Source organism: Leisingera daeponensis (assembly GCF_019801465.1).
GTDB classification, from domain to species: domain Bacteria; phylum Pseudomonadota; class Alphaproteobacteria; order Rhodobacterales; family Rhodobacteraceae; genus Leisingera; species Leisingera daeponensis_A.
In genome coordinates this window covers 520,224-534,547 of sequence record NZ_JAHVJA010000002.1, presented here as the reverse complement: position 1 = coordinate 534,547, position 14,324 = coordinate 520,224, and the positions used below count along the sequence as shown (strand labels likewise).

Genomic DNA, 14,324 nt, shown 5'->3' with positions numbered 1-14,324 from the left:
GTGTTTAGTTGCAAGCGCGGACACCCGCAAGAGAAAAAATGCGCCTTTGTGAAATTTCTTATCCACAGGCGGCAAGTCTTTGAAAACTCAGGCCTCGGCAGCGTCTTCCAGGCGCAACTGCGGGCTTTGGCGGCCGCCCCAAGTGTTGATTTCCAGCCGCCCGGCAAAATGGAAACGCGCGCCGCCATGCTCCAGCAGCCGCGGGCCAAGCGCTGTGTCAAAGGCGCCAAAACAGATTGCATCGACGCCGCCGCCCATGCCGTCGCTGAGGGAAAGCTTCAGGTGGCTTTCGCCCACCCTCTTGGCAAAGCGCACTTGCAGGTCCGGCAACGCATAGCGCGGGGCAGGGGCGCCGGCGCCAAAGGGCCCGGCCTGTTCGATCTGTCCGATCAGCTTCACAGTTGCGGCACCGGGCATCAGTGCCCCGTCCAGCTTCAGGTCTGCGGGCCCGCCTTGGCCTGCGCCCTGTTTGGCCAGCAGCTCGCTCAGCCGTTCCATTGCAGGTTCCAGTTTGTCCCGCATCACGGTGAGGCCAGCCGCCATCTTGTGGCCGCCGCCCTTGACCAGCAACCCTTCGGCCGCCAGCCGCTGAATCGAGGCGCCCAGGTCGACACCGGAGACGGAGCGGCCGGAGCCTTTGCCCTCTTCGCCATCAAAGCCGATCACGATGGCGGGCCGGTTTGCGGCTTCCTTCAGGCGCGAGGCGACGATGCCAACGACACCGGGATGCCACCCCTCGCCTGCAGCCCAGACCAGAGGGGATTCCAGCCCGCGCTCCTCCGCCTGCTCCAGCGCCGCCGCGCGCACCGCGCCTTCAATGTCGCGGCGCTCTGTGTTCAGTTCATCCAGCCGTTCGGCCAAGGCCGCTGCCTCATGCGGGTTGTCCGTGGATAGCAAACGGGCACCGAGATCGGCCTTGCCGATCCGTCCCCCAGCGTTCACCCGCGGACCTAGAAGGAAACCCAAGTGATAGGTAGAGGGCGCCGAATCCATGCGGGAGACGTCAGAGAGCGCCACCAGCCCCGGGCGGTTGCGGGCGCCCATCACCTTGAGTCCCTGGCGCACCAGCGCCCGGTTGGCGCCGATCAGGGGCGCAACATCCGCCACAGTGGCCAGCGCCACTAGGTCGAGCAGTGCCATAAGGTCCGGGCCTTTGGCGCCTGTTTCTCGCAGTTGACGGCCCGCTTCGACCAGCATCAGGAACACCACGCCCGCCGCGCAGAAATAGCCGAGATCACCGCTTTCGTCCTGCCGGTTGGGGTTCACCACGGCCACGCAGTCCGGCAATGTTTCGCCGCCCAGGTGGTGGTCCAGCACGATCACGTCAGCGCCTTTGGCGGCGGCAATCGGTTCATGGCTTAGGGTGCCGCAGTCGACACAAATTATCAGTTCGTGGGCAGCAGCCAATTCCTGCATTGCAGGGACATTGGGGCCATAGCCCTCGTCGATGCGGTCCGGGATGTAGAGCGTCGCCTCCAGTCCCATCTGCCGCAGCCATACCAGGAGAAGCGCGGCAGAGCTGCCGCCATCGACGTCATAGTCTGCAAAGACCGCAATGCGCTGCTTCCGCCGTACCGCTTCAAGAAACCGAGTGGCCGCCGCTTCCATGTCCTTCATCTCGCGAGGGTCGGGCAGCAGCTCTTTCAGCTTCGGTTCCAGAAACCCTTTCGCTTCCATTGCTGGCACGCCCCGCCGGGCCAGCACCTGACAGACGGAACGGGGCAGGCCGGTCTGCTGCGCCATCATCTCGGACGCCCGGTCCACCTCAACCCCGGGGCCGACCCAGCGGCGTCCGGTCAAGGACTGCTCAACACCCAAAAAGCTCATCATCTGCCCCATATGCAAAGGCCGGACCCCCAATGGATCCGGCCCTTCTTCGTTGGTCGAATACTCCCGCCGGAGGCCGCGGCGCAAGCCGCTTCCCGGCTTTGAGGCCGGATTACTTCTGATGCGGCGCCAGCGGAGTACGGTAGGACATGCGGCGCACCGAGCCGGTCTTGGAACGCATCAGAAGGGTTGTGGTTTCAACCCAGCCCGGGGTGCGCTTGATGGACGGCAGAAGCGATCCGCCGGTGACGCCGGTGGCGGCGAAGATCACGTCCTGGGTCACCATTTCATCGCGGGAATAGATCCGGTCCAGGTCGGTGATGCCGGCTTTGGATGCGCGCGCCTTTTCGTCGTCGTTGCGGAACAGCAGGCGGCCGAAAATCTGGCCGCCCATGCATTTCAATGCTGCCGCAGCCAGCACGCCCTCAGGCGCGCCGCCCTGGCCCATGTACATGTCGATGCCGGTCACATCGCTTTCGGCGCAGTGCATGACGCCGGCCACGTCACCGTCGGTGATCAGGCGGATGGCGGCACCGGTCTCGCGGACTTCAGCGATCATTGCTTCGTGGCGCGGACGCTCCAGAATGCAAACAGTAATGTCGGAAGGCGCGCAGCCTTTGGCCGCAGCCAGTGCCTCGACACGCTCGCGCGGGGACATGTCCAGCGACACGACGCCTTCCTCAAAGCCCGGGCCGATGGCCAGCTTGTCCATATAAGTGTCAGGCGCATGCAACATGGAGCCGCGCGGGCCCATGGCAATCACGGTCAGCGCGTTCGGCATGTCCTTGGCGGTCAGGGTGGTACCTTCCAGCGGGTCCAGAGCGATGTCGACGCCGGGACCGTTGCCGGTGCCGACTTCCTCGCCGATATACAGCATCGGCGCCTCGTCGCGCTCGCCCTCGCCGATCACCACCACGCCGGCGATATCCAGCAGGTTCAGCTGCTCGCGCATCGCATTGACGGCGGCCTGATCGGCGGCTTTCTCGTCGCCGCGGCCGATCAGCGAGGCAGAGGCCAGTGCGGCCTGCTCGGCAACGCGGGCGAGGCCCAGCGACAGCATGCGGTCATGAAAGGGCGCGTCAGAGGTGTTCGATGTCATACCGGAAATCCTGTCTCAACGGAAAAGATGTGAATGGGCGTTTCAAGCCGAATAGCGCGGCGCGGGGCAGGCTCGCAAGGGGCGATAGGGGCTGGGGCGGCAGGAAATCCCTGCCGTGGTGCCTAAATCAGCTCAAAATTGCCCCCTTGGCGCGGATCAGACCTCTTCGATGCGCAGGGCAACGGGGGTGCCGTCGACCACATCGGTGGCAGAGAGGCCCTCAAGCGCGGTGTCCAGGGTGGCGCGGGTGCATTTGTGCGTAACGAACAGCACTGGCGCCACCGGCGCTTTATGGCTGTACTGACGCATCCGGTCGATCGACACACCGGCCTCGCCCAGAATGGCCGCGACTTTGGCGAGGGCGCCGGGTTTGTCCAGCAGACCCATGCGCAGGTAAAAGGGCGCGGGCAGGCCGGTTTGGGCCGCGGGGGCGTCCTGCAGGGTGCTGGCAGGCTGGCCGAAGGTGGCAATGCGCAGGCCGCGGGCCAGGTCGAGGATGTCGCCCATCACCGCGCTGGCGGTTGGGCCCTCGCCGGCCCCGGGTCCGCGCAGCACCACCTGTTCGATGGAGTCGCCCTCGATCACCACCATGTTGGTGCCGCCTTCTAGCTGGCCCAGCGGCGAGTCGGCAGGCACCAGGCAGGGCGACATGCGCTGTTCCAGCCCGCGGGGCGAGCGCTGTGCCACACCCAAGAGCTTGATGCGGTAGCCCATGTCGGCGGCGTCGCGGATATCCTCCAGCTGGATGCGCTGGATGCCTTCCAATTCCACTTTTTCAAAGGCCGGTTTGGTGCCGAAGGCGATTGAGGCCAGCAGTGCCAGTTTATGGCCCGCGTCGATGCCGCCAACGTCCAGATTCGGGTCGGCTTCCAGGTATCCCAGGCGGCCGCATTCCTCGAACAGGGCGTTGTAGCCCTGCCCGGTGGCTTCCATCTGGGTCAGGATGTAGTTGCAGGTGCCGTTCATCACCCCCATGACACGGGTGATTTCATTGCCGGCCAGGCCTTCGGTCAGGGACTTGATCACCGGGATGCCGCCGGCCACCGCGGCTTCGAACCGGATCACACGGCCGGCGGCCTCGGCCTGTTCCGCTAATTCCTGGCCGTGAATTGCCAGCAGGGCCTTGTTGGCGGTGACGACATCCTTGCCAGCGGCCAACGCGGCCTCAGTTGCGGCCTTGGCGGCGCCATTATGGCCGCCCATCAGCTCGACGAACACATCGACGTCATCGCGCACGGCCAGCGCCACCGGATCGTTTTCCCAAGCGTAGTCCTTGAGCGAAACACCACGGTTCTTATTCGGATTACGCGCTGAGACTGCGGAGATCACCACCTGGCGCCCGGTCCGCGCCTCCAGCAGCGCCGCGTGGCGGCGGATGATTTTCACCACGCCGATGCCGACGGTGCCCAAGCCTGCAATCCCAAGGCGAAGCGGTTCTGTCATGGCTGCGGGTCCTTTGTCCGAAACTTGTCCGCCCCGCCTTAGCGGGTTCGGCGCAAGCGTGCAACGCCGCTGCGGAACAAGGCTGAAGGATGCGGGCAGGAATGCCGCGAAGCGGTCAGATTTCGGCCTTTTTGACGGCTTCGGCGCGGCGTTTCAGGCGGTCGCTGCGGGCGTCGAGCTCATTCTTGAGTTCCTGGCTGGCCTGCTGCGGCGGGTCCAGCGGCTCCAGGGCGTCATCGAGCGGCAGCAGGCGGGGATAATCCGCGCTGCGCAGGTCAGGCGTCAGCCGGTCTTCCAGCTCAGGCACACGGGTGCAGGCCGCGGCGGCCACGGCCAGAAGAAGTGCGATCGGCGTCAAAACCTGCATTGCCCAATCCCTATGCTCTGCCGGTCCGGTTTTAGGATGTCCGGCGGACGGGTACAATTGATTTCCCGCAGCAAACGGCCGATGGTCGCGCAGGAGCGGCCAGGCGGAAGTCGCTGTCAGCGGCATTCGCTCTTTTTTCTGAACATCTGTTCAGTTATTGTCAGGCCATGGCACGCACCCAAGGTTCCCATTCCGACATCACCGGCCCCCGCATCCGCGAGGCGGCTTTGCGGCTGTTTGCGCAGCATGGATATGCTGCGGTATCGATGCGCCAGATCGCTAAGGAGGTCGGGGTGCAGGCTGGGGCGCTGTATAATTACACGCCGGACAAGCAGAGCCTGCTGTTCAGCCTGATGTCCAGCCACATGGAAGAACTGCAGGCCGCCTGGGATTCGGTGCCGCGGGCGGCGTACGCGATGGACCGTCTGCGCGCCTTTACGGGCTTTCACATTCGCTTTCACCTGGAGCGTCCGGATGCGGTGTTCATCGCCTACATGGAACTGCGCAACCTGACGGAGGAGAATTTCACCGTCATCGAATCGCTGCGCCGTGTCTATGAGAACGGGGTGGAGGGCATTCTGAAGGAAGGCGTGGAGCAGGGGGTGTTCTCCATCCCCGACACCAAGATCGCAACGCTTGCGGTGATTGCGATGCTGAACGGCGTCAACACCTGGTACCGCTCGGAGGGGCGTCTCTCGCTGGATGAGGTGGAGCGGGTTTATTGGGGCATGGTGCAGAAGGCGGTCAGCGCGTGAGCCTGCTGAATTTAAGAACCCGCCGCCTGCAGGCCCTGCCTTGGCAGGACTTGGCAAGCCACGAACTTGCGGCTTTGTTCGCTCCGGCAGTGGTGCAATGGCTACCCGAAGGGTTTCAATCGCCGGACGGCGATCAGGCGCGCCGGGGCTTCCTGAGCCGCGTGTCTCAGCAGGCGGAGGTTGTGGCATTGCGCAATGCTGCGGGGGCGGGAACCGGGCTGATCATCCTGTCCTTGCCGGAAGAAACCGGCAGCACCCGGAACCTTGGATACCTCTTCGCCGAAACAGTCTGGGGGCAGGGGCTGGCCAGCGAAATGATTTGCGGTCTGCAGACGCATTTTCAAGGCAGCGGCGTCATCCTGTCCGGGGGCGTCATGCGGGAAAATGCAGCCTCGTCCCGGGTCTTGGAGAAAGCCGGATTCACACCGGAGCCTGCGGGCGCGGAGATTGTCTATAGCTGGCATTCCGGCAGCTGACGGTCGGCTCAGCTCAAAAGGCCGATCATGTCATAGTGGTCGATTTGGCGGCTCAGCACCATCGGGTCTTCTTCGGGCAGCACATGCGGCTGCTCCCAGTCCTCCCCAGCAAAAGCCTGCAGAGCCTCGATGCTTTCCCAGACCATGACCACACAGAATGTGGCGGGAGATTCGGGCCGGGGCAGCCCGGCGGTGACGGACACCAGACCTGGCTGGCGGCGCACATGCGGCACAGCGGTTTTTGTCAGAAAGTCCTTGAATTCCTTTATCTTGTCGTCGCGGACGGTAGCGCGGAACACGCGGATTATCATGTCTCCCCCCATCTGAGCTTTGGATGAGGGGAGTATAGCACATCAAGGGTCCGAATGGCGGGGCCGCAACCGGTCAGTGTGCGGGTTTGATGAACGTCCCGTTGCGCAGGTCGCGGAAGGCCTGGTGCAGTTCGGCCTGGGTGTTCATCACGATCGGCCCGTGCCAGGCGACCGGCTCATTGAACGGCGCGCCGGAGATCAGCAGGAAGCGCACGCCTTCGGGGCCTGCCTGCACGGTGATTTCGTCGCCGGTGCCAAAGCGGATCAAGGTGCGGTCGCCGGACAGGTCGCGGATGTTGACCTCCTGGCCTGCGACCTCCTTCTCCAGCAGCACCCCTTGCGGGGGGGAGGCATCGGCAAAGGCGGCCTCGCCTTCGAACACATAGGCGAACGCCCGTCGGTAGGTGTCGATCGGCAGGGTCTTCCTGACGCCAGCCGGGACAAAGACATCCAAGTACTGCGGGTCTGCGGCAATGCCGTCCACCAGCCCGCGTTTGCCCCAGAATCCGCCGGCGATCACCTTCACCCGGGTGCCGTCATCATCAATGATCTCGGGGATGTCGGCGCCCTTCACGTCCTGGTAGCGCGGCGCGGTCATTTTCTGGCTGGCAGGCAAGTTGCCCCACAGCTGGAACCCGTGCATCTGACCCTTGGCATTACCCAAGGGCATCTCCTGATGCAGGATGCCCGACCCGGCGTTCATCCACTGCACGTCGCCCGCACCCAGGGTGCCCGCATTGCCCAGCGAGTCGCCATGTTCCACAGAACCGGCCAGCACATAGGTGATGGTCTCGATGCCGCGGTGCGGATGCCAGGGAAAGCCGCGCAAGTAGTCCTCGGGGTTGTTATTGCGGAAGTCGTCGAACAGCAGGAACGGGTCCAGTTCCGACGGGTCCTGGAAGCCGAAGGCGCGGTGCAGCTTGACGCCGGCGCCCTCGGTGTGGGGCTGGGCGGCGCGGGTTTCGAGAATGGGTCTGAGGGACATCTCAATGCCTCCTGTAAACGTTGACTGCGGCTAAGATAGGGGGTGCGCTGCCACCGTGAAACCTGCCGCCGGACACGGGTGCTGTGCGGACGCGAACAAACGCTCCCTGCAGGCGGCGGGCCGCAGTGGCGCAGGCGCCAAGGGCGGGCGGGAGCATTGCCGTTGCCGGGCGCAGGCGCTGCGGAGTAGCCTGAGCAAATGACGCAGACACCCGACCTCCTGCTGCAACTGCCGCCGGCCCGCCTGCAGGTCGCTCTGCGGCTGATCTCCTACATGCTGGAGGAGGGGCGCACTGCCGCGGATCCGGATCAGGTGCTGGAGAAGATGTGCAGCCTGATCCGGGCGTCCGGGGTGCCGCTGCAGCGGGCGGCTTCCATCGTGCAGCTGTTGCATGCTGAGGCGGTGGCCAGTGCTCGCTTCTGGGAGCACGGGAAAGGCAGTCGGAGCGAGCTGTTCCCGTTCAACGAGGGGAGCGGCGATGGCTATGCCCGCTCGCCGGCAGCTGACGTGCACCGGACCGGTGAATGGGTGGTCCTGTGGCTGCCGGAAACGCCGGACGACCGATACGGCATCGTCCCGGATCTGAAGGCGGAGGGGTACACCCATTATATCATGGCGCCGGTGTTCATGGGGATCGGCACGGCGGGTATCTTCAGTTTTTCCACTCAGTCGGCCGAGGGGTTCTCTGACGAGGACATCCGCTTTCTGCGCGCGGTGTTTCCGGCGCTGGCGGCCTGCCAGGAAGTCCTGTCCACCGCCCGCACCATGAAGGAAGTACTGCGAATCTACGTCGGTGAGGAGCCGCAGCGGCGGATCCTTTCGGGCGACGTGCACCGGGGCGAGGTGATGCGGATCCGCTCCGCCATCCTGTTTGCCGACATGCGCCGCTTTACCGAATTGACCGCGGGCATGAGCGCGGAACAGGCGACCGGTCTGCTCAATGCCTACTACGACTGCATCGTGCCGCCGGTCGAGGCGGCGGGAGGCGAGGTGCTGAAACTGATCGGCGATGGCATCCTCGCGGTTTTCCGCGCCGGGGAGGACTGGTCGCAGACCTGTGCCCAGGCGCTTGCCGCTGCCCGCGATGGCCTGGCGCGGGTTGCCGCCCGTGCGGGACAGCCGCGGTTCGAGGCCGGAATTGCACTGCATTTTGGTGAGGCCGCCTTTGGCAACGTGGGGTCGGGGATGCGGCTGGATTACACGGTGATTGGCCGGGACGTGAATCTGGCCGCGCGGGTTGCCGAACTGTGCGGTGCCAAGGATGAGCCCCTGCTGGTGTCGTCCGAGTTCCGGGCCAGGGCAGGGTTGGAGGGGCGGTCTCTGGGGGCGATCAGCCTGAAGGGGCTGCGGTCGCAGGAAGAGGTGTTTGCGGTTCCGCTGAAGTGACGCTGGAGGCCGCGCCCGCTCCCCGCTGCGAACTGCCGTCGAGCTGAAGCGCCGGGAGGGGCGCGCCGGCATTTCTGCCTAATTGAACAAAGACACGACCCAGTCCCGCACCAGAGCAACCTCGGCGCTGTTGGGTGCCTCGCCGGCGGCAGGCATCAGATAATGGCCCTGGCCCATCGGAATTTCCGCGTCCAGGACTGGCGCCAGCCGGTTCAGAGATAAGGGCAGTTCAGCATAGCGGCGCATCAGCATAGCGGCCCCGGCACCGGAGGCCGCCATCTCAATTGCTGCCAGCGATGTGTCGACATAGAGCGCCGCAGTACGGTCTTTCAGCGGCACGCCCTCCTGCTCCGACAGGCGCAGCCAATGGTCCTGGTAGCCGTGGATGTGAATCAGTGTCTGGCCGAGCAGCTGGTCTACAGAGCGCAGCTCTGCTGCCAGCTGCGGCTTGGCCACGGGAATGACGCTCTCGGTGGCCAATAGATGCGCCCGGCGGTCGAACCAGCCGGACGGGCCGAGACGCAGATCGATATCGACATCCTCATCCTGGGTGCTGTCGGCCCAGACAGCGGAGATCAGCCGGATGCGGACATGCGGGTGGGCCGCGTGAAACACTCCCAGCCGCGGTGCCACCCACAGGACTGCAGTAGATACCGGTGCCCGCAGGGTCACTGTCCGGGTCTGTGCATGCCCCAGCAGCCCGCGGGTAGAATAAGCGATATCGGTCAGTGCTTGCGCAACTGAAGGGTAGTATGCGTGGCCCAGCTGCGTCAGCTCCAGATGCCGCGACCGGCGGATGAACAGGGTGATGCCAAAGCTATTTTCCAGGCTGCGCACCTGGTGGCTGACCGCAGCCTGGGTCAGCCCGAGCTCCTCGGCAGCGGCGGTGAAGCTTTGCAGGCGGGCCGCGGCCTCAAAGGCGCGAAGCCAGACAAGATTGGGTAAATCGGACATTTGTGCTGCAAAAATTCTTAGGGCCAGATCGGCTTATTATTCGTTTTAGTTTTGGCGCGGGTCAAGCTAGCCATATCGCAAGCGGATACCCCGGGAGGAGAAACGGGACATGAAAACGGATATGAGGATCGGTTTCATCGGCCTCGGCAATGTCGGCGGCAAGCTGGCAGGCAGCCTGGTGCGCAATGGTCTGAAAGTGGCGGTGCACGATCTGGACGCGGAATTGGTTGAAAAATTCGTGGCACGCGGGGCCAAGGCAGGCGGCAGCCCGGCGCAGATGATGCAGGACTGCGATGCGGTGATCACCTGCCTGCCGAGCCCGGCGGCCTCGGACGCCGTCGTCACCGAAATGCTGCCGCATGTGCAGCCCGGAAAAATCTGGATGGAGATGTCCACCACCGATGTGGAGGAAGTCAAACGCTTGGGTGCCCTGATAGTCGAACGCGGCGGCGAGCCGGTTGACTGCCCGGTCTCCGGTGGATGCCACCGGGCAGACACCGGCAACATCTCGATCTATGCGGGCTGCGAGCGGGCTACCTTCGACCGCATCCTGCCGATCCTGACCACCATGGGCCGCCGTATTCTGCATGTGGGGGAGATCGGCAATTCCTCGACCCTGAAGGTGATGACCAACTACCTGGCCAACATGAACCTGCTGGCGGTCTGCGAGGCGCTGACGGTGATGAAGGCCTGCGGCATGGACCTGGGCATGACCTTTGAGGCGATCTCGATGTCCTCGGGCACGTCTTTTGCGCATGAAACCGAAAGCCAGCTGATCCTGTCCGGCTCGCGCGATGTGAATTTCACCATGGATCTGGTGATGAAGGACATCGGCCTGTTTCAGACATTGGCTGACCGCCACAACGTGCCGCTGGAGCTGTCACCGCTGATGATTGAGATGATGAAGGACGGTCAGCGCCGCTACGGTGAGCGGGCGCAGTCCGATCGCATGATCGAACGGCTGGAAGAGGCCACCGGCCTGTCGATAACCGCACCGGGTTTCCCGCAGGAGTTGATCGATGACGAACCGGAGGAGCCGGGTTACGAGGTAATCGTGCGCCGCGCTGCTGCCGGGTAAGGTTGCGGGTCAACGCGGCTGTATTCAGCCTCTGGTGCGCCGGGGGCTGTTTTCTTTTGCTGATCCGGTCTATGCCCGTCAGGACAGCAAAGGGGAGCAGCGGATGAGCAAGGAAGTTCTGGCCACGATCGAGGCCTCGGCGGGGCGGCGTGTCATGGGCACGTTGATGCTGGGGGTGACCGGTTGCCTGCTCGTCTATGTCGCCTTCGCCGCGCCGCCTTCGCCGGCTTGGCTGGTGTTTCTGCTGGCTGTTGGGGCTGGGGCGCTCTGGCTGGCGGTGCGGATGTGGCAGGCCACTGTCCACCGTATCGAGCTGACGGCGGAGGAACTGCGCAGCTCGGACGGTCAGGTTATTGTACGGGTTGAGGACATCGAGGCGATCGACCGGGGCTTTTTTGCCTTCAAACCGTCAAACGGATTTCTGATCCGCAGCAGTGTGCCGGGCGGGCGCGCCTGGATGCCGGGGCTCTGGTGGCGGTCCGGCCGCCGTATCGGCATCGGCGGTGTGACACCGGGCTCGCAGGGCAAGGCGATGTCGGAAATCCTGGCCGCGATGCTGATGCAGCGCGGCCAAGGATGATCTCAATCAGGCGGGCGGCCCGGCTTTCTCGGCATTGTCGTTGTGGTTCTTGCCGTTGCCCTTATCCTCGACAAAGACTACCTGGGGCGCAAAGCGCGGCCGGGTGAAAACGAAGTTCTGGACATCCAGTTTGGGCAAGCCGACGTTGAACACTGGATCAACCTCGTTCCAGGTCTCCACAAGGATCACGCGTTCCTGGTCAGGCATGGTCGGCAGATGCTCTTCGACATTGCTGATCGAACCGTCGTCCCATTCGGAAAAGGCAGCGCCGCGGACTTTGGACCAGTCGACGTAGTAGCGCTGATCGCCTTCATCCCAGCGGACCACCGAGATCCGCGTTGAAAACTGCGAGTCGGCTCGAACCAGTTCGGCGGCAAGCGTGTGCATGCTGTCGATGTAGGTTTCGTTCACGTAATTGGTCTCACGCGAAATGAGGTCCGAGATCGTGTAGGCGGCCTTGAGATTGATGCTCTCTTGCCGGAAGGCGTCAAAGAACGTGTAGATGGCGGCGAACAGACCCAGAAGCAATGGTGCGTAGATGGCGAACTCGATGGAGACGTTGCCTTGGGTGTTTTCGGCGAACCTGCGCAGCGGACGGGGTGTGCGGCCGGGCAGGCGGCGGGACAAGAGTGTCAGCATGGCGTTACCTCGGTTCCTGAACGAATGCGGAAGATGCGATCAACTGGACACGGCCGTCTGCATCTTTGTGAAGATTTGCGCCAAGCCCCCAGGTGGGAAACAGCGGGTCAAACTTCATGCAGGCCCTGACGAACATCAGCTCGTTGGATTGGCCGTTTTCGAAGGAGCGGACCGGCTGGACCTCTTCGACAAGGTTTAAGCAATCCGGCGTCTGATCGATCGCCGCCATGTTGAACGGGTCGAGGCGGATCATTTCCAGGCGCAGGGACGATGAGCATTCCTGGATGAAGCCGGAACGTTCGCAGATCGCATTGCGCAGCTGGTCGTGCTGCAGGCCAGCACCGGTGTTCAGACGGATGTCGCGGACAGTCTGGTCCAAGGCGCGTTCAAGCTGCGAGTGGCGAAGGTTGATCATGCCCAGTTCTACTGTGGACATCAGGATCAGGAGGAAAGCGGGGATGATGAGGGCAAACTCCAGCGAAGCATTGCCATCCTCACGGTGCCGGAACCGGCGCAGAGCGGTTTGGATGCGGTGTGTCATTGGGTGAGCCTCAGCTGACGGATGGAAGTCGCGATTGATGAGAAGGCGTCGGTGATTTCCAAGCCTTCCACATCAAAGAAATGTGCGGGCGAGCTGGCGCAGTCCTCCAGCACCTTGATGCCGCCGGAAGGAGCCTCGAAGCCGACAGAATAGACGATCACGCCCTGGTCCTTGGTGATGTCGCAAATGTGCTTGGTGTGCTGGTCCTTAGCGGTCCGGTTGTGGAAATACCGGCCTGCCGTAAACCAGTCGGCCCAGGCGCTGCTGCTGAATTCGTAGATGTAGCGGGCAATCCAGGCCAGAGAGGCGCGGGCGTGCAGCTCCGGGTAAGTCAGGCGGGTTGAAGACCCTTCTTCCGTATGGGTAGTGCAGCCATAATAGTTGCAGGTTTGATAGGTGCCGTCGCCGTAGGGGTGGTCTTCCCAGCGGTTCATGTGCTCCCAGTAGTAATTCTTGGTCCCGTTTGAGTGATAGACGGAATAGGAGTCGGAAGTTGGATTGTACCAGACATCCGACAGGCCTTCGCGCCGTGACGGGTTCACCATGTATTGATTGGTGTTCTGGCCATCAGACATCAGGACGATGATCTTCAGCGTATCACCGCTGCCATAGTCTGTGGGCCGGTCTGCAAAAGATGCGTCGATCACACCGTCGGTGATCAGGTCGTTCACGACACTGCGGGCGGTCGGATCCAGAAGGGCGCTGCCCCACTTCATGCCGATGTCGATAGACGTGTTGCCGCCTGCCGTGAGGAGGTCAATGTAATCGTGAAGCCGTGTGGCGTCATTGGTGAAGGGCAGGATTTCCGACCCTTCCCTCGTGGGGCAAACCGGCGAGGAAATCATGTTCTCCGAGTAGGTGAACGTGTCGAAATGCGCAGTGCGCTCAAGGTTCTCATTCCGGTCCAGCGTGTGCTTGCTGAACTGGTCCTTGATGAAGTTCACGCAATAGGAATAGTCGTGTTCCTGTGTGACATTGGTATACTTGCTGAGCAGGGCCTGCCCCGCATTCACTTGGGTGGCGTAGGGAATGATCGAGATGGACAGATTGCTCGTGTCCGTGTTCTGGGTGATCTGGTCCACGAAAGTGTGTGCCGCTGCCTTGAGGTTGGTCAGGCGGTTGTTGGAGGCCATCGATCCGGAGATGTCGAGCACCATGGAGATTTCCACGGATCCGATGGTTTCTTCGGCCCGTGAATTTGCATAGACTGGAAGATCGCCGATTCCCGCAAACTTCAGCAGATGCGCGGGGAATGTGGCGTTAATCGTGCTTTCCACACTCTTGTAGCCGAGGGATTGCTGCACATCCGGTGTCTGGTAGTAGTCGGCAAGCCCGGCTTTTGTGAGGTAGTCCTGCACCACCGCCGCCGGTTCCTGCTGCTGGTCAAGGTCGGCAGCGGCCAGCACTGCGCGGTCCAGCGTGTATTGCAGGTTGGTGCGGTCGCGCTCCATCCGCATCAGGTCGACGCCGATGCCGCCGATGGCAAGCATGAGAAACAGCGTGGCGATCATGGGCTTTGCCAGGACGCCATCCTCTTCCCTGAGGAAGGACTTAACCTTGCCTAAGCAGCGCAGCACGAGCGGATTGCCCAGTGCAGTGGAATTCTTATAGTGCATACTCATCTAAATACCCCCTTCCGGCTGGGGAACGGGCCAGCTCGGCTTCTGCAGCGGATTTCCATTAATTATTGCTTTGTAAAGTTGGCGGAATTGCGGCGGGATTTTGCCGAATTCCCCGCGATTGTATTGAGTGGAAATTCCAATCTTTCGCGTTTTCTGCGGGTTGTAGCTCGGGCGGAGACAATCGCTCCCCATAAATAGCGAATCGCGCGGCGCTTCCTGAGATGCGATTCTTTTTGAACGGAAAGGGTCAAAAAGGTCGCA

The 14,324-nt window shown here is 62.9% G+C and carries 15 protein-coding genes; 5 read left to right on the top strand and 10 right to left on the bottom strand.

The annotated features are described in order from the left end of the window. Positions 1–87 precede the first annotated feature (87 nt). From recJ to KUV26_RS07315, 4 genes are all read right to left on the bottom strand, one after another. Positions 88–1,827: a single-stranded-DNA-specific exonuclease RecJ gene (recJ, locus tag KUV26_RS07330; protein ID WP_222507860.1), complete on the bottom strand. Its 1,740-nt coding sequence runs from the start codon at positions 1,825–1,827 to the stop codon at positions 88–90. 112 nt (positions 1,828–1,939) lie between these two features. Then, positions 1,940–2,926 carry a class II fructose-bisphosphatase gene (gene glpX / locus KUV26_RS07325; protein ID WP_222503923.1) on the bottom strand — a complete coding sequence of 329 codons (987 nt, stop codon included), beginning with the start codon at positions 2,924–2,926 and terminating at the stop codon, positions 1,940–1,942. Between the two features lie 156 nt (positions 2,927–3,082). After that, a complete protein-coding gene (locus KUV26_RS07320; RefSeq protein WP_222507859.1) occupies positions 3,083–4,369 on the bottom strand; it encodes a homoserine dehydrogenase in 1,287 nt (428 codons plus the stop codon). A gap of 115 nt (positions 4,370–4,484) precedes the next feature. Then, positions 4,485–4,736, bottom strand: coding sequence for a hypothetical protein (locus KUV26_RS07315; protein WP_222507858.1), 252 nt, complete (start codon positions 4,734–4,736; stop codon positions 4,485–4,487). A 167-nt stretch (positions 4,737–4,903) separates the two neighbouring features. On the opposite strand from KUV26_RS07315, the gene KUV26_RS07310 reads away from it, so the two are divergent. Further along, complete coding sequence (locus KUV26_RS07310) at positions 4,904–5,491, top strand: TetR/AcrR family transcriptional regulator (protein ID WP_222503920.1); 588 nt, start codon at positions 4,904–4,906, stop codon at positions 5,489–5,491. Beyond that, complete coding sequence (locus tag KUV26_RS07305) at positions 5,488–5,967, top strand: GNAT family N-acetyltransferase (protein ID WP_222503919.1); 480 nt, start codon at positions 5,488–5,490, stop codon at positions 5,965–5,967. Before KUV26_RS07310 ends, KUV26_RS07305 begins: the two co-directional genes overlap by 4 nt. Before the next feature lie 8 nt (positions 5,968–5,975). On the opposite strand, the gene KUV26_RS07300 is transcribed toward KUV26_RS07305, so the two are convergent. Together KUV26_RS07300 and KUV26_RS07295 are read right to left on the bottom strand one after the other, a co-directional pair. Then, positions 5,976–6,278, bottom strand: coding sequence for an antibiotic biosynthesis monooxygenase family protein (locus KUV26_RS07300; RefSeq protein WP_261398677.1), 303 nt, complete (start codon positions 6,276–6,278; stop codon positions 5,976–5,978). Positions 6,279–6,351: 73 nt separating this feature from the next. After that, positions 6,352–7,263, bottom strand: a complete 912-nt coding sequence (locus KUV26_RS07295) for a pirin family protein (RefSeq protein ID WP_222507857.1) — start codon at positions 7,261–7,263, stop codon at positions 6,352–6,354. Positions 7,264–7,461: 198 nt separating this feature from the next. Here KUV26_RS07295 and KUV26_RS07290 point away from each other — a divergent pair, with 198 nt between their 5' ends. Further along, complete coding sequence (locus KUV26_RS07290) at positions 7,462–8,649, top strand: adenylate/guanylate cyclase domain-containing protein (RefSeq protein WP_222507856.1); 1,188 nt, start codon at positions 7,462–7,464, stop codon at positions 8,647–8,649. Positions 8,650–8,727: 78 nt separating this feature from the next. On the opposite strand, the gene KUV26_RS07285 is transcribed toward KUV26_RS07290, so the two are convergent. Further along, complete coding sequence (locus KUV26_RS07285) at positions 8,728–9,603, bottom strand: LysR family transcriptional regulator (RefSeq protein ID WP_222507855.1); 876 nt, start codon at positions 9,601–9,603, stop codon at positions 8,728–8,730. 121 nt (positions 9,604–9,724) lie between these two features. On the opposite strand from KUV26_RS07285, the gene KUV26_RS07280 reads away from it, so the two are divergent. Further along, positions 9,725–10,681, top strand: coding sequence for an NAD(P)-dependent oxidoreductase (locus KUV26_RS07280; protein ID WP_222508007.1), 957 nt, complete (start codon positions 9,725–9,727; stop codon positions 10,679–10,681). Positions 10,682–10,784: 103 nt separating this feature from the next. Further along, positions 10,785–11,261 carry a hypothetical protein gene (locus tag KUV26_RS07275; protein ID WP_222503914.1) on the top strand — a complete coding sequence of 159 codons (477 nt, stop codon included), beginning with the start codon at positions 10,785–10,787 and terminating at the stop codon, positions 11,259–11,261. A 6-nt stretch (positions 11,262–11,267) separates the two neighbouring features. Here the strand turns inward: KUV26_RS07275 and KUV26_RS07270 are convergent, their stop codons facing one another. Genes KUV26_RS07270 through KUV26_RS07260 form a run of 3 tightly spaced genes read right to left on the bottom strand, consistent with a single transcriptional unit; the run spans position 11,268 to position 14,063 of the window. Continuing rightward, positions 11,268–11,900, bottom strand: a complete 633-nt coding sequence (locus tag KUV26_RS07270) for a TadE/TadG family type IV pilus assembly protein (protein WP_222507854.1) — start codon at positions 11,898–11,900, stop codon at positions 11,268–11,270. Between the two features lie 4 nt (positions 11,901–11,904). Beyond that, the gene (locus KUV26_RS07265) at positions 11,905–12,441 is read right to left on the bottom strand and encodes a TadE/TadG family type IV pilus assembly protein (protein WP_222503912.1); all 537 of its coding nucleotides are present in this window, start codon (positions 12,439–12,441) and stop codon (positions 11,905–11,907) included. Further along, a complete protein-coding gene (locus KUV26_RS07260) occupies positions 12,438–14,063 on the bottom strand; it encodes a TadE/TadG family type IV pilus assembly protein (protein WP_261399766.1) in 1,626 nt (541 codons plus the stop codon). The genes KUV26_RS07265 and KUV26_RS07260 overlap by 4 nt, the downstream gene beginning before the upstream one ends. Positions 14,064–14,324 lie beyond the last annotated feature (261 nt).